Below are 19779 nucleotides of genomic sequence, written 5' to 3' on the forward strand. Positions count from 1 at the left end.
CATCCCCAGCATCATGGCAAAATTCACGTATAAGGCGATCGCCCCGACAGGGGACCTTCTGGAGGGGGGCCTCTCCGCGGAGACGGAGGCTATGGCCGCTTCGGAACTGCGCCGACGCGGTGTTCTCCCCCTGCAGATCGCACGCGCTGAACGGCCGAAACCCAAATTCGGGCTCACGCTCGCGTCCGGAAACGCGAAGTTCCGGCCCAAGCACCTCCTGCTGTTCACCAGAGAGCTCGGCGTGCTGCTCGGCGCCGGTTATCCGCTGGACCGGGTGCTCGAGCGCCTCTCGGCCATGGGAGATGATCGGCCGCTCCGCACCCTGGCTGGCGATTTGCTGTCGGACGTGCGCAACGGCTCGACCCTCGCCGACGCCATGGCCAAGCACCCGCAGATCTTTCCCGCATTCTATGTGGGTATGGTGAAAGCAGGGGAGATCGGCGGAAGCCTGGTGCCGGTTCTGCGCCGCATCATCGATGCGCTGGAAAAGTCGGCGGATCTTCAGGAGAAGATGAGGTCAGCCATCCTTTATCCCATCATGGTGTTGGGCCTGACCGTCATCTCCATAGTCATTCTGCTCGTCTGGGTCATTCCGCAGTTCAAGCCCATGTTCGAGAGCAGTGGCGACAAACTGCCGCTCTCCGCGCGCATGATCATGAGCTTGTCGGACTTCGCCATCCACTGGGGATGGGCCGTCGCGCTCGGCTTGGTGCTCGTCATCGTCCTGGCGCGCCAGGTGATCCGCAGGGCCCACCATCAGCAGCGCGCCCATGGCCTGTTATTGGGACTGCCCCTGCTCGGCCCGCTGATGCGCAAGGGAGACACCGCGCGGTTTGCCCGAACGCTGGCAACACTGATCGCCAGCGGCACGACCTTGCTGACCGCGGTGCGGATCGCCGCCGACTCGATCGCAAACAGGGCGATCAGTGCCGGCATTCGCTCTGCGGTCGAGCAAATCGCCAAGGGCGAGCGCCTGGCCGAGGCGCTTCGCAATACCGGAATGCTTCCCAGCCTGGCACTGCAAATCATCGAGGTCGGTGAGGAAAGCGGCCGCCTGCAGGACATGCTGGCCATGACCGCGGACGTTTATGACCAGGAGGTCGAAACCGAGATCAAGCGCCTGCTCGCCGTTCTCGTGCCGCTGATCACAATTGGCTTGGGGGTGGTCGTCGCTGGCGTGATCGGGGTGATGCTGTCGGCGATCTTGAGCACTTATGAATTGTCGTTCTAGGAGGAGGACATGGGGGAAGTCGCGGTTGAGCATAGGAAATGCCCCGAGCGGACGTATGATGACCGGGAAGCCGGCTTTACGCTTGTGGAGCTGTTGGTGGTGCTCGTCATCCTTGGGCTCATTGTGGGGCTCGCGGCGCCGCAAGTGATGAAATATGTCGGCACGTCCAAGACGAAGGCGGCCACGATGCAGGTGGAGCGATTGTCGAGCATCCTCGATCTGTTTCGCCTCGATGTCGGGCGCTATCCTTCCGTGGAGGAAGGGCTTGAGGGGCTGCTCAAGGCGCCCGCGCTCACGCCCAGCTGGAACGGCCCATACCTCAAGAAGGCCGACGCGCTGGTCGATCCTTGGGGACGTGCTTACGAATACCGTTACCCCGGCAAGAACGGCACGTTCGATTTGTTCAGCCTCGGTGCGGACGGCAAGGAGGGCGGGGATGGCGAGGATCAGGACGTCACGTCTTGGTAGCGTCGCACCGGCGGCACGGGGCGATAGCGGCTTCACTCTGCTCGAGCTGCTGGTCGTGCTTACGATCGCAGCGCTTATCTCAGGACTTGCCATTCCCATCTTTGCTGCGGCGTCACCCCGACTGCAGATCTCGTCTACGGCCGCCGAGATCGTAACCGCTCTGCGAAGTGCGAGGAGGCTGGCGATTGCGCAGAGCCGGGAGCAGTTCGTCGAGTTCAACCTCTCGGCGAGAACGTATCGGCTGTCGAGCGAGCGCGCACGGCGGGAAATCCCTGCGCGTTTCGGAATAGAACTGGTCGTCGCCCGGTCGGAGGTGCCAAAGACGGGTATTGGCCGGGTGCTCTTTTACCCGGATGGCACATCGACCGGTGGCCATATCAGGCTTTCCCTCGGTGCCTTGAGTCGCAAGGTCGCGGTGGACTGGTTCGATGGCAGCGCCACGGCACGCGATGAATAGACGAGACGGCCAACGCGGCTTCTCGCTTCTGGAATGTCTGGTCGCGCTTACGATCCTCGGACTGGCCTCCGCAATTCTCTACCCATCGTTCAGTGACGCCATGCGATCCCGATTGCGGGCGAGTGAGGACACTTTGGCAGCGTTGGAAGCGCAATCGGTCCTCGCTCTGGCCGGGCATGCAATTCCCCTCGCTGCCGGCACTTACCAGGTCGAGACCAGACTGGGCGCGTGGTCGGTTGACATCAGGATGCGGCTCGGCACGGACCCCCGCCTGAACGTGTTCGACATCACCGCGACCCTCCGCGATAAGGGACGGCGAGGTCATCAATTTCACGCCACCCGCGTATCGCTGCGACAATGATCAGGAGCCGAGTGGCTCGGCCTGCCCGGACAGGCTCTCGTGTTATGCACAGCTTTTCGCACGCGAGTCCTCTGGCATAGGCGAGAGCCAGATTGTGCTCAAACTCGCTCGGTGCATCCTTTGAAAGCTAGATTTGAGAAATCCGTTATCTCAACGCCATTTACAGACCATAATCGGTAGACTGAAATATAAAATGACCAACACAGAATAAAAAGCCCGCGCCACGATCTGAAAAATCAATAAATGCATGTTGACCAAAATTAAACGTTTGGACAGCATGCCCCTATACGCGGTGATTCGGCGATAGACCTGTCGAATCTGCGGTCGATCTTTCATATCCTCTGCCTCGGTTCTGAGGCATTTCAGGGGCTTGCGGGGGCTATCTTCATGACATGCTTTTTGCGTGGCGCTTTCGGCTGCGTGTTTCTTGCCGGCTTGCTGCTGCTGCTGGACAGCGGCAGCGCGCGGGCGGCGGACGTCGTCGGAGCGATGGCCGCCGATTTCGGCGTGACCCCCGAAGGCGGCGCGAGCCTGATGGTGCCGATCTCGGTGCCACCCGGCACAACGGGCGTGCAGCCCAAGATCACCCTGCAACTGGGCAATGGCGGCGCCAGCGGGCCGCTAGGCGTAGGCGGCTCGGTCGGCGGCATCTCCTATATCACGCGCTGCCCGCAGAACAAATATTTCGACGGCGCCACCATTCCCGTGCGCTACGCCGCCACCGATCGCTTCTGTCTCAACGGACAGCGACTGGTTCCGATCAGCGGCACCTATGGGGCGAATGGTACCGAGTACCGGACGTCCTATGACGAGTTCTCGAAGATCATTTCCTATGGCACGGCAGGGTCTGGCCCTCAGCGCTTCGAGGTCTACAAGCAGTCGGGTGAGATCCTGCAATACGGCCAGACCACGGATTCCCGCATCGAGGCGCCGGGTCGGTCCGACGTGCGCGTGTGGGCCCTGAACGAAATTGCCGACCGCGCCGGCAACGCCATCACATTCAAATATTTCGAGGACACGACAAGCGGCGAATTCGGAATCGAGAAGATCGAGTATACGAAAAACGCCTCGCAGAACCTAAACGCCTATAACCGCGTGGACTTCATCTACGCGACCCGCCCGGACACTCAGTACATCTTCGAGGCCGGCGGCAAGATCTCCCAGACCAAGCGCCTGACCAACGTCAAGTCCTACGCGGAGAACACGCTGTTCCGCGATTATCAGATCACCTATGGAACCGGCGCCCGCAACCGTTCCCGCGTAAGCTCGATCAAGGAATGCACCGCGACGGATTGCTTCCCAGCATCGACCATATCCTGGACGAGCAATGGCTCTGCCCAGTTTGCTGAAGTCGCGCTCAGTGGCACCCTCGGCGTGACGGGAGCTGCGTTCGCCGACTACAAAGTTGCGGGCAGCGGCGATTTCAATGGTGATGGGCTGACTGATCTTTATTTGATGCCTGTGGATGACAAGGGCAGGATAAAGAACACGTCCACGCACTACGTATTCCTGGGGAAAACCGACGGCACCTTCACTACAGTCAACTATTCGCCAACCATCCCCAGCCCTGGGCCGGCTAATTACATCCAATACAAGGTTTCTGGAGCTGGAGACATAAATGGGGACGGTCTGACAGACTTGTTTGTCATGTTGTCCGATAATTTCGGCCGCTCTGGAAGCACTTCATACTACTATACTTGGATTTCCGATGGAGATGGAACCTTTACGCCGGTTAATCTCGGATTCCCTCAAGGAGCCGTCAACAACTACGGTGTATCGGCGGTTGGTGATTTCAACGGAGATGGGCGAACTGACCTGCACCTTATGGTTATGGACGACTATAACCGGTCGAATGGCAACGCCAATGATTACCTTTGGGTGGGGCGCACCGATGGCAAGTTCGATTCGGTGCTCCTTTCAGGTACTCAGGGCATTACCGGCTCCGCTTACGACGATTATGTCGTCGCCACCACGGGCGACTTTAACGGAGATGGTTTGTCCGATTTCTATTTGATGAAGGCAAATACCTCCGGAGGGACACAAGGAGTTCTCTCGACATCGTACTTTTGGATGTCGAATACAGACAACACGTTTACTACTGTCGCGTTGCCCGAAACGCGACCCGAGAATTACCGCGTTGGCGCTGCGGATGACTTCAACGGCGACGGTTTAGTAGATCTGTTCTTTCATAAAGCATCTTCTAAGAGCGGGAATTCCAGCAGTACATCAGATTATTTCATAATGATTTCTAGGGGCGATGGAACTTTTGAAAATAACCCGATTGCAGTTCCCACAGGATATTGGAACGACCACATCTTGGCCGCTGTCGATGACTTCGATGGCGACGGTCTACCGGATATGTATTGGTACCGGGGTGATGGAACGGGCCGAGTAGCAGATGTTGCTTCAGCGGAGCATTGGGTTTGGTTCAACAAGGGCAATAGCACTTTCGTCCGTACCGCCGTTGGCGTTGCAAACGGATCCTACCGCAAGTACTCAGTCGCCGCGTCTGGCGACTTTACCGGCGACGGGCTCGCAGACTTGTATTGGCTCCGCTCGGATGAATATGGCCGTTCCAACGGCGATGGGGCTGATTATGTGCGCGTCAATGCGTGGCAAATCCCCGATCTTCTCGCGGGGGTTCAAAACGGGGTCGGCAACAACGCGTCGGTCCAGTACCAACCACTCACCAACTCCACCGTTTACACCAAGGGCACCGGCGCAACCTATCCGGTCCAGGATATCATCGGGCCCATGCGCGTGGTGCGCACGCTAAACACAAGGTCCGGCGCCAGCGACGGCTCAGCTGCCGGCACCAGCCAAACCTATGAATACGAGGCCCTGCGCAATCATGTGAATGGTCTTGGCAGCCTAGGATTTGCCAAGACCAGGGTGAAGGACTCGCAGACGAATATCGTCACGGAATCGGTCTTCAGCCAGGACTACGCCACGCGCAAGGAGGGGCTGCTGACCTCGGCGAAGAAGACCACGTCGACGAACGTCGTCTTTGAGAACAAGACGCTGACCTGGACCGTGACCAGCCTGCCCACCGCCGATGGCTCGCCGCGCTATTCCCGCTTCAACACCCAGACCGTCACCGCGAAGCGCGACCTCAACAACGTGCTGACGGCCACCATTACCGAGACCACGACTTACGATGCGTATGGCTATCCCACCAATATCGTCAATCAGACGGTGAACGGGTCGAATACCTTCAGGAAAACCACCGTCAACGTCTATACGCACACGCCGAGCAACTGGAAGCTCGGCCGCCTGACTTCGGCGACGGTCACCCACCAGGCGCCCGGGCAGCCGAACCAGGTGCGCAGCTCCGGCTTCACCTATCATCCCACCACCGGGCTCATGACCTCCGAGACCATTCAGCCGGGGGATGCGCTGTTCCACACCAAGACCTATGCCCACAACGGCTTCGGCGCCGTCACGTCGGTCACCGAGACCTGGGGCTCGCCGGATACGGACGGCATCACCGCTACCAGCCGGGTGACGTCATATACCTATGACGCGAAGTCGCGCTACAAGCTCACCGAGACCAACCCGCTCAACCACGTCCAGACCACCGCCTATCATCCGGTGCATGGGCTTCCGGTGAGCACCACCGGGCCGAACAACCTCACCACCAGCTGGGAGTATGACGCCTTTGGCCGAGTGACCAAGGAGACCCGGTCCGACGGCACCCAGACCGTGACCACACGGTCGAAGCATGTGCCGTTCGACCCGCCCTTCTGCTTGCCGCCGTTCATCCCCTGCCAGCAACCTCCGGCCGGCGAGATCGGCCTTGCCGAGACAGCGCGGATCAAGACCGTGGTCACCACCACCGGTGCGCCGACCGTCACCACCTACGAGGACTTGCTCTACCGCGAGGTGCGCAAGACCGTGCAGGCGCTGGACGGCCGGCTGCTGCACGTGGATACGCTCTATGACCGCATGGGCCGGGTCTCGAAGAAGTCCGAGCCGTTCTATGACGGCGCGACGCCCCTGTGGACCACCATCACCTATGACCTGCTCGACCGGCCGCTGACTACCACCGCGCCCGACAGCAGTACCCAGACCGTGAGCTATAACGGCCTGATCGAGACCTCCACCAACGAGCTCAACCAGACCAAGACCGTGCGCAAGGACGCCATGGGCCAGATGGTGGAGGTCAAGGACCACGACCTCAACACCACGACTTACGTCTATGACGCGCTCGGCCAGCTCATTTCCATGAGCGATCCATCCAGCAACGTCACCACCACCACCTATGACGTGCGCGGCAACAAGATCGCCATGAGCGATCCCGACAAGGGCTCCTGGACCTATCGCTACAACGCCCTGGGTCTGCTGGTGGAGCAGACCGATGCCAAGGGCCAGGTCACCCACATGACCTATGATGTGCTCGGGCGCATGCTCACCCGCATCGATGATGCCACGGCGGCGAACCCGGCCTCGCGCACCGCCACCTGGGTTTATGACACCGCCACCAAGGGCATCGGCAAGCTGCATTCGGTGTCCATGCCCGGCTACTCCGCCACCAGCAGCTATGACAGCCTGGGGCGGCCCTCCGCCACCACCGAGGTGATCGATGGCCTGAGCTTCACCTCCCAGGTCACCTATGACGCCTCCGGCCGGCCGCAGGACACGATCTATCCCACCGGCCTCACCGTCCGCAATGTCTACAACGCCCGCGGTTATCTCGAGGTGGTGCAGAACACGGCCGGTACTCAGGAATATTGGCGCGCGCTGGCAGCCGACGAGCGGGGCAACATCACCCAGTTCCGGCTGGGCAACGGGGTGGAGAGCATCCGCGCCTATAACCCGCTCACCGGCTTCCTCGACTCGATCTATTCCTCCAAGGCCACGACCGCGATCCAGAACCTCACCTATGGCTTCAATGCCCTGGGCAATCTGGTCAGCCGCACCGATGCGCGGCAGAGCCTCAGCGAGAGCTTCATCTATGACAACCTGAACCGGGTGACGAGCTCGACCGTCAATTCGGGCTCGGGCAATGTGACCGTGTCGGTCACCTACAATGCCCTCGGCAACATCACCTCCAAGTCGGACGTGGGCACCTACACCTATGCCCAGCTGCATGGCGGCTGCACCGGCGGTGCCCAGCCCGGGCCGCACGCGGTCACGCAAGTGTCCGGTATCAAGAACGCCACCTATTGCTATGACGCCAACGGCAACATGACCTCGGGCGATGGCAAGCTGGTGAGCTACACCGCCTTTGACATGGCGTCCCTGATCAGCAAGGGCGGCAAGTCGGTGGCCATCACCTATGGGCCGGATCGCGCCCGCTACAAGCGGGTGGACACGGGCACCACCGGCACGGTGACCACGCTCTATATCGGCGGCAAGGCCATGGAGCGCATCAACCGTGGCGGGGTGATCGAGACCAAGCACTATATCGGCGACTTTGCGGTGGTGACCACCTCGGGCACCACCACGCAGACCAGCTATCTCCTGCGCGACCACCTGGGCTCGGTGGATGTGATCACCGACGAGGCCGGCGCCGTGCTCGAGCGCATGAGCTTTGACGCCTGGGGCAAGCGGCGGGAGGTGACCTGGCAGGCCATGGCGGATGCGACCGCCTATGTGCCGCTGGTCACGACGCGCGGCTTCACCGGGCATGAGCAGCTCGATCCGGTGGGCCTCGTGCACATGAACGGCCGGGTCTATGACCCCGAGCTGGGCGACGGACCTCCGCTTTGGTGGGAAGGGAATCCACTCGTCGGCCCGTTGGGTAGCTCATAACCTCCACCCGCTGCTTTCTCTTCGTGGCGGCCCTGGGGTACAGTCTTACGCGAGCTGTTTTCAAAACGCCTGGCCAGTGACAGTTTTCAGCGACAACATCATCAGAAGAGAGGCGGCCCAAAGTCCCCCCAGGGACCTGAACCGCGGTCGCGGTGATGCGGGCCTGACGCTGGTTGAACTCATCGTGGTGCTCAGCCTGCTTGGGCTGATCACCCTGCTGCTCACGCAGGAGCTGAGATTCGGGGCTCGGGTGTGGGAGACGGTTGCAAGCGGATCCAAGGAGCTCGAGCGAATCATCTTTACTCAGAATTTCTTGCGGACGCAGATTGAGCTCGCCCCTTTTACACAAAACAATTTTGATGAAGAACAAGCGCAGCAGCCACTAGCTGGAACGGAGCATGCATCGCAAGAAGACCAGAGCTTTCGCGGTTCTGCGCAATCCCTCCAGTTCTCGGCGCCGTGGATGGTCGGCTTGGGGCAAGGGCGCATTTTCGTCTTCGAGTTGAGCAAGCGGGGCGATGATCTGCTTGTGCGATGGCGTCCCAGCACCTGGTCCGCTAGTGTTGCCGACGCTGAGTCTCAAGAATTTGTCGGCGAGCGGGTGCTTATTTCGGGGGTCGAGCAGGTGCGGTTCCGTTATTTCGGCCGAGTCGCCGAGGATGGCGCCCCGGCGTGGCATGAAGCGTGGCCGGCAGTCCCCTGGCTGCCGGATCTGGTCGAAATCGATGTGGAGCTTGGCACGTCCCGCCATCCCTGGCCCCTGCTCGTGGTCGAGCTATACAAATGAAGACGATTCTCGCTTGTGCAACTGGCTTCTTCAGCTGGTGGTTCAGGGAACTCGCCGGTCTCGTTCCTCAGCCGATCCGGTACCGCCTCTCGCCGGAGCGGCAGCCTTTGCTCTTGGCCCTAAAGGGAGGCCAGCTAGAGATCCGCCTTCCGGGAAAGCCCGAAGCCAACTTCGCGATTGAGGGGATTGAACACCCGGATGGCACTGCCGGGCTGCGCACGTTCATTGCCAGCCGGCGGCTTCGCCATCGGCGAGCCATCGTCGAGCTGCCGCCCGGCCATGTGCTGACACCGGTTGTGGACCTGCCGATCGAGGCGGCCATGAATCTGGACGAGGTCCTGGGACATGAAATCGAGCGGCACACGCCGTTCACGCGCAATCAGGTTGCCTACGACAAGAGGGTGATAGGCACCGATCCGGACGGCAAGCGCCTGAAGGTGCAGTTGTGGATTGCCCCGCTCGCCGAGGTGACGCGCAGCCTCGACTGGCTCGCGCAAGCGGGACTATCGCTGATCCGCGTGGCCGCCGCCGGCGATGGGCAGGCAAACAGTCCATACAACCTGCTGCCGCCGCACCTCAGGCCCAAATCGGAAAGCAGGCTGGCCGTCCCTATTGCAGCCTTGGTGCTGCTGGTGGTCGCGCTTTCGGCCGCACTGGCCTATGTCACCCTGGAGCAGAAGACCGCGATGGCGGCGCGCATCGAGGCACAAGCGGCAGAGCTCCGCAAGCAGCGAATTGCGCAGGCCGAGCGGCAGGCCAAGATCGAGCAATTCGAGCAGCTGCTGAATTTGGCGGTTGCAACCCGAGCCAGGGCTATCCCGACGATCGAGCTATTGCGAGATCTCACCCAGCACACGCCGGACGACACCTGGCTCGTCCAGCTGACCATGACCAACGACAACGTGCTCGTGGCCGGTTTCACGCGGGATGCCAATGCCCTGATGCGATCGCTGCAACAGGCGCCGGTCTTCTCGAATATCCGCTATTCGGCGCCGGTGACCCGCGACCCTTCCTCAGCCTATGACCGCTTCAACCTGATGTTCAAGCTGAACCCTGGAGCCGCGCAGTGAACTCGCTGTCTCCGATCGTTCAGAAGTTCGTGGCCGTGGGGCTGTTCGTGGCCTTGGTGCTGCTCGCCCTGCTCTATGGTGTGCTGCCTCTCACGCATGCCTACTCGGCGGCCGATGAACGGATCGGCCAGGCGCAGGAGATGCTTACGCGACTGTCCACCAGCAAGATCGACCCGGCTGCCCAGCAGCAGCGCCTTGCTCAGCTGCAACAGGCAATCGCACAAAGCGGCGATTACCTCAGGTCGTCGGCATGGTCGGGGGCCAGCGTGGAACTCACGGAATATGTCGAAACGGCCATTCGGGACAGCGGCGCGCAGATTCAAAGCCGGCAAGTGCTGGGCGATGGCTCGGCGGCAACGCGCGAAGTCGTGCTGCGCGTTGCCATTCAAGCCGATATCGATGGGCTGTATCAAACCCTCTATGCCTTGGAGTCGCGCAAGCCTCTGCTCAGCATCGGCGACCTGAACGTGCAGGCCCAGGCCATGCCGGGCACGGAACAGGACAAGCCCCTCATGCTGCGCGCCCAGTTCAACGTGACGGCGTTCCTTCCCCCGGAGGCGGCCGAGTGAGATTGACCCTGGCCCATTGGACAATGGGGCTGTTGGCCAGCGCGTCCATCGCACTTGCCTCGGCCATCTTTGTGCGCATGACCAGCGCGCCAGTTGCACAGGTAAGCGAGATCCGGGCCGAGCACACGCAGCCACAGCCGAGCGACCTACACATCGCCGCCTTCACCTTTCCCTCCAGCAGCGCCTTCGAGATCATAACCGCGCGACCGCTCTTCTCGCCCAGCCGGCGGCCATTTGTGCCGGCGCCGGCGACGACCGGGGCAATATCCCAGCCGAGCGAGCAGGAGGTCGCGCCTCCGGTGGAGGCTTCGCTTCCCTTCGAATTCGAACTGGTGGGAATCGTTCAGATCGCCAACAGGCGGGTGGCGCTGTTGAAATCCGCCGAGGGTGAAATCAAACGTGTACAGATTGGTGCAAGTCTTGATGGCTGGGAAGTCAATGAAATTACAGCAAGTCAGCTTGTGGTTCGATTGGGCGAGCAGAAGAAGATCCTTATACTGAAGTATGATCGTCGCGAGCCGTCTTGATTGATCGGACTTTAGCCCGCCTCGGTCTCTTTTGAATTAGCTGTTCATAAATTCTGAACTGCCATTCCCGCCGACTATTCCAAGTTCTCCAAACTCTCCGACTCGGCTACTCAGGAGCTGAGAGCTGAGTGCGTCCTCTTTGCTGACCCGCTCGGCTGCTAGACGAGTGTATAGAATTCGGGGGCGTAGTTTGGGTGTGCTGGGCCGCAGTTTCGGGACGAGGTTTCGAGCTGCGAGCTTGGTTCTCGCCGCAAGTCTCGTATCCGCATGCTCCACCAATTCCCCGCTGCAAGCGCCTGGCTATCAGTCGCCGGAGATAACCTCGTCTGTGGGCGTCGTCGGCGGTGGCGGCAGGGCTGTCGCCTTCAGCGACGCCTGGAAAAGAAATGCGTCCAGCGCGCCGCCTGGCGGTGGCTTGTCCCAACCGGAGCTTTATCGTGCCAGCGAGCTTGAGGGCGCGGATCTCTCGCGGGCCATACCGCGTCCGCTCGTCATCGACAAGAAGGGCGCTGTCTCCCTGAACTTCGTCAATGTCGATGTCAAGGAGGTGGTGAATGCCGTGCTCGGCGATGCGCTCGGTTTGAACTATACCATTGACCCGAGCATCAGCGGCCAGGTGACCACCCGAACCAGCAAGCCGCTGCCCAAGGACGCGGTCATTCCCGCCATTGCCAACATGCTTGCCGTCAACGGCGCTGCACTCGTGCCCGACGGCAAGATCTGGTACGTGGTCCCGGCCGACAAGGCGAAGCAGCTCACCGCGGTGGTCGTGGGGCCCGACGCGCGCGCCGCAAGCGAGGGGCGAGGGGTTCACATGATCCCCCTCAGCTATTCCTCGCCCAACGCCATTCTCGGCATTATCCAGGGCCAGATAAACCCGGGCAGCCAGATCGCGGCGATCGATGACAGAAAGCTGCTCATCTTCGTCGGCCCGAACCGGGAGGCACGGCTGGTCGAGGAAATGGTGGCGGTGCTCGACACCGATCGGCTGCAGGGACGATCCTTCGCATTGCTCCCGTTAAAGGTCGCCGCGGCAGATGCGGTGGTAGACGAGCTGGAGGTGCTGTTCAGCGAGGCGGCTGAAACGCAGGACGCCGGCGAGGTCAGATTCGTTGCCATAGAGCGTCTCAACGCGGTTCTGGTGATCACCAAGCACGAAAGCTATCTCGAGCAGGCGCGCGACTGGGTGAAGCGGCTGGACCGGGCGAACCCCTCCGTCGGGCGCCGCATGTTCGTGTATTTCGTCAAGAACGGCCGCGCCGCAGAGCTCGCCGAGACCTTGAACGCGCTGTTCGCAGAAGATGGGCAAGCCCCTGCCGTCCGGCCTCGCCGCAGCGTCGCGCCAGGCCTGCAGCCCGTGAGCATGAGCGAGGAGGCCGCATCCGACCAGGCGAGCGAGGCGGGTGCGCCTCTACCGGAAGGAGCACCGGCTGTTGCGGCCGGAAGCGCGCTGCCTCCGCCGGCTCTCGGCAAGTCCGGCGTTGGATCACTGCAGGGCAGCGACATCCGCATCATTGCCGATGAACGCAACAACGCGCTGCTCATCCGGGCCACAGCCGAGGAGTATGAGTCGATCGGCGCGATGCTGGCCCGCCTGGATATCCTGCCGTTGCAGGTTCTCATCGAGGCCACCGTGGCGGAGGTCACTCTGACGGGCGATCTCAATTACGGGGTCGAGTGGTTCCTGAAGTCCGGCAAATTTGAAGCGAGCTTCTCTTCGCTGGCCAGCGGCGCCGTGGCGCCGACCTTCCCCGGGTTCAACCTGTTCTTCGACAGCATCGATGCCAGCGTCGTGCTCACGGCGCTTTCCAAGATCACCGACGTCAAGGTGATCTCTTCGCCGAAGCTGATGGTGCTGGATAACCAGTCGGCACGGCTGCAGGTTGGTGATCAGGTCCCGGTCGCAACCCAATCGGCGGTTTCGACCATCGATCCCGACGCTCCCATCGTGAACTCTATTTCGCTGCTCGACACCGGTATCATTCTCGAGGTGAGACCAACCGTGAACGCCGGCGGGCTCGTGTCCCTGCAGATCATGCAGGAGGTGAGCGATGCCACCGTTACGCGCAGCTCCAATATCGACAGCCCCACCATTCAGAAGCGCAAGGTCGAGAGCCGGCTCGCCGTGCAAAGCGGCGAGACGGTCGCGCTCGCGGGGCTGATCCGCGACCGCACCGAGCGGGGCAAGACGGGCATACCGCTGCTCAGCGACATTCCCGGCGTGGGTACGCTGTTCAGCATGAGCAAGAATCATGGCGAACGAACGGAGCTGCTGGTGCTGCTCACCCCGCGCGTCGTGCGGGATCCGCTTGAAATCCGCCAGCTCACCCAGGACATCCGCCGCCACCTCTATAACGCGGACCCGGTCAACCAATTACCGTAAGCTGGCGAAGGGCACGACTCCCCAGCGTCAACCGTGCGCTGCGTTTGCGGCCTGGAAAGGCCGGGCAAATGGGCCTTTTCTCTCCAATTTGGCCTCGCAAAATGGAAATGTGCTGCCGCCGGTTTGAGGCGAATGCCGGAGCTTTTCGACCCACCCCTCCCCCTCTACTTCTTGGCCGCTAGCCTCCGGCCGTTAAGACGAGGGGCTGATTGGATACCAACGTGCGCCTTCGCTGAAAGGCTGCCTTCTCGATGATCGCCGGTTTGTGAGATGGCTTACCCATTTACTTGCACGTCAATGGCACGTATGTCGACAGTGACGGTTTGCCAGGTCCGGAACGGCGGCGGCGTTGGACGGCGGCAGAGAAGCATCGAATTGTCGAGGAGAGTCTGGCGGCTGATACGACCGTGGTCGAAGTCGCTCGCCGGCACAACATTCATCCGAACCTGCTGCATCTTTGGGGCCGACAGGCGACCGCCAAGCTCAACGACGTCGATCCGCAAACCTGGCTGGCCGACGTGCTCGCTCGCATCGCCGGTCAACCCATGAGCAAGTTCAATGAGCTGTTGCCCTGGAACTGGCAACGCGCGCATGCCAGACTGACAGCATGATCTGGGCGGCACGCTCCGACCTGATTCCGGAGAAGCTGCTGGCCTAGCGTGATGACCGAAGCCGAACAAATAGCTGACCTGATTGAGGCAAACCTTCCCCACCTGAAGAGCGGAACTGTTCGTTTTTGGGGCGTGTGGTTTGGGCGGCCCTACGACAATATCCACCATGTGGTCGGATGCGAGGCGAACCAGGACCGCCTCCGACTGCACTTCGACGAAGGTGAGACGCTGGACCTATGGGCGCCGCAGAAGTGCACGGCGAACAACCGAACGTTCAAAATTGCCGATGCCGAAAGAGTCCGGTGGGAATGGTTCTACTACGGACGCCCTAAGATTGCGGCGAACCGCTATTTCATGGACTTCGCGAAGACAAGGGTCGGCGTGAGCGCATCAACCAACGTTGATTGGTACAGCCCTACGTTTAGCCCGTCGCGGCAAGAGCCGGCGGTGGAAATCTTGTAAGCTACTACGCCAACGCCGCGGCCTTGGCCGGATAGTTACATACCAACAACAATGCTCGCCTTGTGTGCATGGCACAACCGGCCGAGCGACGCCACGGCCGGGTACGCTATAAACCAAGCCAACGAGTTCTCCACGGCACGAAGGCTGGTCCCACCGCGAACGTGCCGGCCGCATGTGTGGCAACGGGCTCTCCTCTGACCTTCGCTTGATCCCTGTCACAACGGTCACAATGGTCAGAGCGGCGCCACTGTAGTGGAGTAAGCCGGTTTTACCGCATGTGACTCGTGACACTTACAATCAGTATTGTCACGATCGGCGGCATCAAAAGCGCCGCGGAATCCTCAATATTAGATCACTTGCGATGGTCGTGACCGTTGTGACACGTGGTGCTATATCCCAAGGTCACATATTTCCCGCGACCGGTCTTCTCGATCTCCCCGGCACGGGCCATTCGCACGAGCGTTTGTCGCACGTTGTCATAGGAGATACCCGTCACATCTGCGAGGTCGCGCGGACCAAGCGCGCCACCTGCCTCTTGCAGGGCAGCCAACAGCTGTTTCCTCTCATCTGACCGTCGCACATCCTCAGCATTGCCCAGGACCAGCCATTGGCCGCGGCTTTGATCCAGCTTCATAGCCGTCTCGATCTCTTCGATATCTCGACCGCGACCATAGAGCGTCACGCCATCCGACTTGCGGCTGAGCACGAGGGTTGTGTCTGCGGCTCCGGTGAGGCCCGTCGATCCGCTCACGGAGTCCAGAGGGTCCTCTGCATCCATCTTGCGCTGATGATGAACGATCACCACAGCGATGCCATTGTCGGCCGCCCACTCCTGTAGCGGCACAAGCACAGCGTAGTCGGCATCATACGCATTGTCGGATGAACGACGAATCGGCCTGACTTTCGCGAACGTGTCGATCGCAACCAGCCGGGGACTGTCAACACTCTGTCTCCATGTCTCGAGCTCAGCTAAGCCGGCCTCGTCAAGCCTGGGCAAGCTGTGAGTGATCGTTAGTCGAGAAGGCCAATAAAGGCCTTCCGGCAGCATCTGCTCGATCCGTCGCTGCATCCGTCTTTCATTGTCCTCCAGGGCCGCATAGAGGACGTCCCCTTCCTCGCACATTACAGATCCAAAGGCGGGACCGCCGCACGCCACGGATAGCGCCCAGTCCAGTGTCATCCAGCTTTTGCCGAGCTTCGGACGGCCGGCGAGGATGGTTAGACCTTCCACTATGTATCCCGGCACGACATAGCGCAGGGGCGGAAAGCTCTTACGTTGAAGTTCGTGAGCTGTGTAACCCGCGAAGGTCGGTTTTGCTTTCTTAGCCCTGGCGGAATCAAGCGGAACCAGAGTTGTCATGCCTCCTCCGGCTCACTTGGAGCGAATCCATGGATTCCTAGTCGGGTGGCTACAGCCATGACAAAGGCGAGTTCGGTCAAAGCTGGCCTTAGCTCTTGAGTGTACCTCGTTTTCTTCGCGCCCAAGAAACGCCCAAGATATCCGTGACCCAATCGTGAACGAAAGTGAACGTTTGAGGTCCTAGAAGATCGGCTTTTGGCAGATTTCCGGGCCGGCTTCTCTGTTGACATCGTAGGGGTCACTGGTTCGATCCCAGTACCGCCCACCATCAAAATCAATGACTTAGCTGATTGCTTCTGCGCGACTCATCTGCGCAGGAACCGTCAGATCGATGAAGGCTGCCCGCGGCAGCCCCGGGAAGGTGCCATCGCGCAGCTTCACGAAGAATGTCGCAACCTCTCCTTCAACTCCGTAGCGGGACAGGACAGCTTGACGCTTCCACGCTCCATCACCATCGCCCTGTCGGCCATCGGCAGGGCGATGTCGACATGCTGCTCCACAATCACGATCGCCGTGCCGCGCACTGCCCATCCGCGCAGGAAGTTCAGGATCGGCGGCAGCAGCGCCTGCGCCAGTCCCAGCGAAGGCTCGTCGCACAGAAGCACCTTGGGCTGGGCCACGAAGGCTTGGGCCAGCGCCAGCATCTGCTGTTGCCCGCCAGACAGGCTGCGCGCGGGCTCATTCCTACGCTCCCTGAGTATCGGGAAGACCTCGAACACCTCTTCCGCGGCCCTGTCGAAGGCAGCGCGGTCTCTGCGGATCACGCCGCCCAACCGCAGATTGTCCCACACGCTGATCTCGGGGAACACGCGGTGCCCATCGAGCACGAGGCGCAGCCCATGCCCTGCGATCAGCTCCGGCTTCAGACGGCCGATCTCGCGCCCTTCAAACAGGATCGAGCCGCGCTCGGGCCGGATGAAGCCGCCGATCGTGCGCAGCAGCGTCGACTTGCCGGCGCCGTTCTCGCCAACGATGAGCAGCACCTCGCCCGCTGCGACCTGAAGGCTGACGTCGCGCAGCACAGGCACGCTGCCGTAGCCTGAGTGAAGGTTTCTGACCTCAAGCATGGACCGGCTCTATGAACAGCTTGCGCGCCTCCGGGTTGGAGGCAACTTCCTGCGGCGTGCCCATGGCCACGATCCGTCCGCCCTCCATGACCGCCACCGCATCCGCAACGCGCCAGACGAGGGCCAGATCGTGCTCGACCAGCAGGATCGTCCTGCCGCTCTCGTTGCGCAGGCGGCGGAGCAGCACCTCAAGCTGGCCACGCTCCTCCCGCGACAGGCCGGCGGCCGGCTCGTCCAGAAGGATGATATCCGCGCCGGTCAGGATCACCCGCAGCACCTCGATCGAGCGCCGCTGGCCGTGCGGAATCCGCTCGGTGCCGATATGATCCAGCCGTTCGCGGAGCCCGGACAAGCGTTCATCCGCCGCACCCGATCCTCCGGGGCGATGGCGCGCGGCCTCCGCACCGATGCCGATATTTTCCCAAGCCGTCAGAGAGTTGAAGATGCGCGGCGTCTGGAACGTCCGGCCCACGCCCATCCGGGCCACCGATGCCGGCGACCGGCCGGCGATCGGCTCGCCACGGACCGCGATCGAGCCCGCCGACAGCCGGCTGAAGCCGGTGATGGCGTTGATGAGCGAAGTCTTGCCGGACCCGTTGGCCCCAACCAGCCCGACGATGCGGCCCGCGGGAATGTCGAGGTCGACATTGTCGAGCGCTCGCACGGCCCCGAACGACTTGCTGGCGCCGCGGATCGAGATCGCGGGCTGCCTTTCGCCGCCACCGCCTGATACTGTCGGCAGCGGCAGGTCGTCGGGCGCAAGCTGAATGTCCTTGCCCGCAGCCGCACCGCGGAAGCGCCGCTCCAGCGAGCCGATCAGCCCGTCGGGCATCAGCAGCATCACCAGCAGCGCCACGACGCCGTAAGCGAGCAGGCGGTAATCAACGAACTGGACGAGGAGTACGTTGGGCAGCAGATGCAGCAGGTAGACGCCTGCGAGCGGCCCGAAGATTTGGCCGCGCCCGCCCACGATCACCACCAGGAAGATGAGGATGGACAGTTCGAGGTGGAATGCCGCCGGACTGACGAAGCCGACGATGGGCGGATAGAGTGCCCCGGCCAGGCCGGTCAACGCCGCGACCGCGCAGAACACCGCGGATCGGACCACGCCGGGGCGGATGCCGAGGGTCTGCGCCGATTCGGGGCTCACGCCAGCGATGCGGACCTTGCGGCCCACCGCCGAGCGCCGGATCACGAGATGGCCGGCGACCGCGAGGCAGGCGAGCCCGGTGGCTGCGAGCGACAGCGGTGTGATGCCGAAGAAAAGCGGCTGCTTCCAGGCACCGGCGGGCACGGAGATGCCGTTGATGCCGTTGGTGTAGCGGTCAAGCGAAAAGAGCAGCTCCGGGAACACCATTGCCACGCTGAGCGTGACGAAGCCAAGATAGTAGCCTTGAACCCTGAGCGCCGGGATGGCGTAGATGAGGCCGGCGATAGCGCCCCCAAGCGTGGCGAGGCTGACTGCCGCGATCCAGGACAAACCGTGCATGGACAGCGCCATCGCCGTCACATAGGCCCCGGTGCCAAAAATCGCACCCTGTCCGAACGAGACCTGGTTGGCGTCGTAGGCAGGAAGTTCTGCGCGACGGCGACGACGATAAGCACGTTGACGAATTGGAAGCTGTAGGCCCAGTAGCCGCTACCCGTCAGGTCGGGAATCAGCCCCGTAAGGACGATGCAGACGAGTGCCGCGGCCAGCTGAATGTTTTCGGAGTTGAATGTTGGGCGCATCGCGGTCGGCCTCTCAGAACCGGCGCGCTGTATGTGCACCGAACAGGCCACTCGGCCGAAGGAGCAGGATCAGCGTCAGGATGATCAAGGAGACGAAACCCTCGTATTGTCCGCCAAACTGGTAGGTGGCGATCATGGCGATGATGCCCACCACCGGGCCGCAGACGACGGCGCCGGTCATATTGCCCATGCCGCCGACGACCGCCACGACGAAGCCGGAAATGACGTAGCGGATGCCGGCCTCGGGGCTGATGGAGATGATCGGGGCGGCGGCGTAACCGGCTGTGCCGACGACAAGGCCACTCAGCGCGAAGGCCGCGATTTGCAGGCGGCGAACCCGAAGACCGGCGGCCGCGGCCGCGTCGAGATCCTGCGACAGCGCGCTCAGCGCCAGCCCCTGCAGCGACTTGCGGAAATAGAGGCGCAGCGCCAGGAACCAGGCGAGCGCGAGCGCCGGCAACACGAGATAAGGCATCGACGTGAACATGCCCAGCACTTGGAACGACGGCACCCGGCCCACGAATTCGGCCGACCACGGACCGAGCGTCAGCAGCAGCAGCGCACTGATGATGATGGAGACCGATAGCGTCGTGATCAGCCATGACTGCTGCTCGGTCGAGTGCCTGAGCGGCCAAAGCGTGACGACGCCCTGCACCGCCATCAGCGCCGCCATAGAGAGGCCGGCGATGGCCAAGCCCAGGAACCAGACCGGCGTACCGTAGCCGCCAGCGGAGAACCAGGCGCCAATCAGGCCGCCGAGGACGAGCATGCCGCCCTGCGCGAAGTTCAGGATATGGGTCGCCTGATAGATGACGTTCAGGCTGATGGCGATCAGCGCGAAGATCGCGCCAAGGCCCAAGCCTCGCATCGATATGAAGACAAGCTCGTCGAACACGGTTCCTGCCCGGCCGGAAAAGGATCGGAAAGGGCGGCAGGCCGAG

16 protein-coding genes are annotated in these 19779 nt (G+C 61.8%); 12 read left to right on the forward strand and 4 right to left on the reverse strand.

Translation table 11 applies throughout. The features are described from left to right. Positions 1-13 precede the first annotated feature (13 nt). From E4P09_RS21295 to E4P09_RS21350, 12 genes are all read left to right on the forward strand, one after another. Positions 14-1231, forward strand: a complete 1218-nt coding sequence (locus E4P09_RS21295; RefSeq protein WP_137391664.1) for a type II secretion system F family protein — start codon at positions 14-16, stop codon at positions 1229-1231. Between the two features lie 9 nt (positions 1232-1240). After that, positions 1241-1699: a type II secretion system major pseudopilin GspG gene (gene gspG / locus E4P09_RS21300; RefSeq protein WP_137391665.1), complete on the forward strand. Its 459-nt coding sequence runs from the start codon at positions 1241-1243 to the stop codon at positions 1697-1699. Beyond that, on the forward strand, positions 1668-2156 hold the full coding sequence (locus E4P09_RS21305; RefSeq protein ID WP_137391666.1) for a GspH/FimT family pseudopilin: 489 nt from the start codon (positions 1668-1670) through the stop codon (positions 2154-2156). The genes gspG and E4P09_RS21305 overlap by 32 nt, the downstream gene beginning before the upstream one ends. Continuing rightward, positions 2149-2517 carry a type II secretion system protein gene (locus tag E4P09_RS26920; RefSeq protein ID WP_170984553.1) on the forward strand — a complete coding sequence of 123 codons (369 nt, stop codon included), beginning with the start codon at positions 2149-2151 and terminating at the stop codon, positions 2515-2517. The genes E4P09_RS21305 and E4P09_RS26920 overlap by 8 nt, the downstream gene beginning before the upstream one ends. A 387-nt stretch (positions 2518-2904) precedes the next feature. Next, complete coding sequence (locus E4P09_RS21315; protein ID WP_137391668.1) at positions 2905-8271, forward strand: FG-GAP-like repeat-containing protein; 5367 nt, start codon at positions 2905-2907, stop codon at positions 8269-8271. A 76-nt stretch (positions 8272-8347) separates the two neighbouring features. After that, the gene (locus E4P09_RS21320) at positions 8348-9058 is read left to right on the forward strand and encodes a prepilin-type N-terminal cleavage/methylation domain-containing protein (protein WP_170984554.1); all 711 of its coding nucleotides are present in this window, start codon (positions 8348-8350) and stop codon (positions 9056-9058) included. Then, positions 9055-10128, forward strand: coding sequence for a PilN domain-containing protein (locus E4P09_RS21325; RefSeq protein WP_137391670.1), 1074 nt, complete (start codon positions 9055-9057; stop codon positions 10126-10128). Before E4P09_RS21320 ends, E4P09_RS21325 begins: the two co-directional genes overlap by 4 nt. After that, positions 10125-10697: a type II secretion system protein GspM gene (gspM, locus tag E4P09_RS21330; RefSeq protein WP_137391671.1), complete on the forward strand. Its 573-nt coding sequence runs from the start codon at positions 10125-10127 to the stop codon at positions 10695-10697. Before E4P09_RS21325 ends, gspM begins: the two co-directional genes overlap by 4 nt. Next, positions 10694-11224, forward strand: a complete 531-nt coding sequence (locus E4P09_RS21335) for a hypothetical protein (protein ID WP_137391672.1) — start codon at positions 10694-10696, stop codon at positions 11222-11224. Before gspM ends, E4P09_RS21335 begins: the two co-directional genes overlap by 4 nt. Before the next feature lie 328 nt (positions 11225-11552). Next, a complete protein-coding gene (gene gspD, locus E4P09_RS21340) occupies positions 11553-13607 on the forward strand; it encodes a type II secretion system secretin GspD (protein ID WP_170984555.1) in 2055 nt (684 codons plus the stop codon). A gap of 323 nt (positions 13608-13930) precedes the next feature. Beyond that, on the forward strand, positions 13931-14218 hold the full coding sequence (locus E4P09_RS26285; protein ID WP_239025323.1) for a transposase domain-containing protein: 288 nt from the start codon (positions 13931-13933) through the stop codon (positions 14216-14218). A gap of 51 nt (positions 14219-14269) precedes the next feature. Then, positions 14270-14680 (forward strand): hypothetical protein, encoded by a 411-nt coding sequence (locus E4P09_RS21350; RefSeq protein ID WP_137391675.1) that lies wholly within the window; start codon positions 14270-14272, stop codon positions 14678-14680. A 352-nt stretch (positions 14681-15032) separates the two neighbouring features. Here E4P09_RS21350 and E4P09_RS21355 read toward each other — a convergent pair whose 3' ends face one another. The 4 genes from E4P09_RS21355 to E4P09_RS21370 all read right to left on the reverse strand — a co-directional run bounded on the left by E4P09_RS21355 (position 15033) and on the right by E4P09_RS21370 (position 19733). Next, entirely contained in the window at positions 15033-16040 is a 1008-nt protein-coding gene (locus E4P09_RS21355) for an AAA family ATPase (protein ID WP_137391676.1), read from the reverse strand. 377 nt (positions 16041-16417) lie between these two features. Then, positions 16418-17107 carry an ABC transporter ATP-binding protein gene (locus tag E4P09_RS21360; protein WP_137391677.1) on the reverse strand — a complete coding sequence of 230 codons (690 nt, stop codon included), beginning with the start codon at positions 17105-17107 and terminating at the stop codon, positions 16418-16420. Continuing rightward, the gene (locus E4P09_RS21365) at positions 17100-18740 is read right to left on the reverse strand and encodes a branched-chain amino acid ABC transporter ATP-binding protein/permease (RefSeq protein ID WP_338049019.1); all 1641 of its coding nucleotides are present in this window, start codon (positions 18738-18740) and stop codon (positions 17100-17102) included. Before E4P09_RS21365 ends, E4P09_RS21360 begins: the two co-directional genes overlap by 8 nt. A gap of 111 nt (positions 18741-18851) precedes the next feature. Beyond that, entirely contained in the window at positions 18852-19733 is an 882-nt protein-coding gene (locus E4P09_RS21370) for a branched-chain amino acid ABC transporter permease (protein ID WP_137391679.1), read from the reverse strand. Positions 19734-19779 lie beyond the last annotated feature (46 nt).

The sequence above is a fragment of the Rhodoligotrophos defluvii genome (genome assembly GCF_005281615.1).
Taxonomy (GTDB): Bacteria; Pseudomonadota; Alphaproteobacteria; order Rhizobiales; family Im1; genus Rhodoligotrophos; species Rhodoligotrophos defluvii.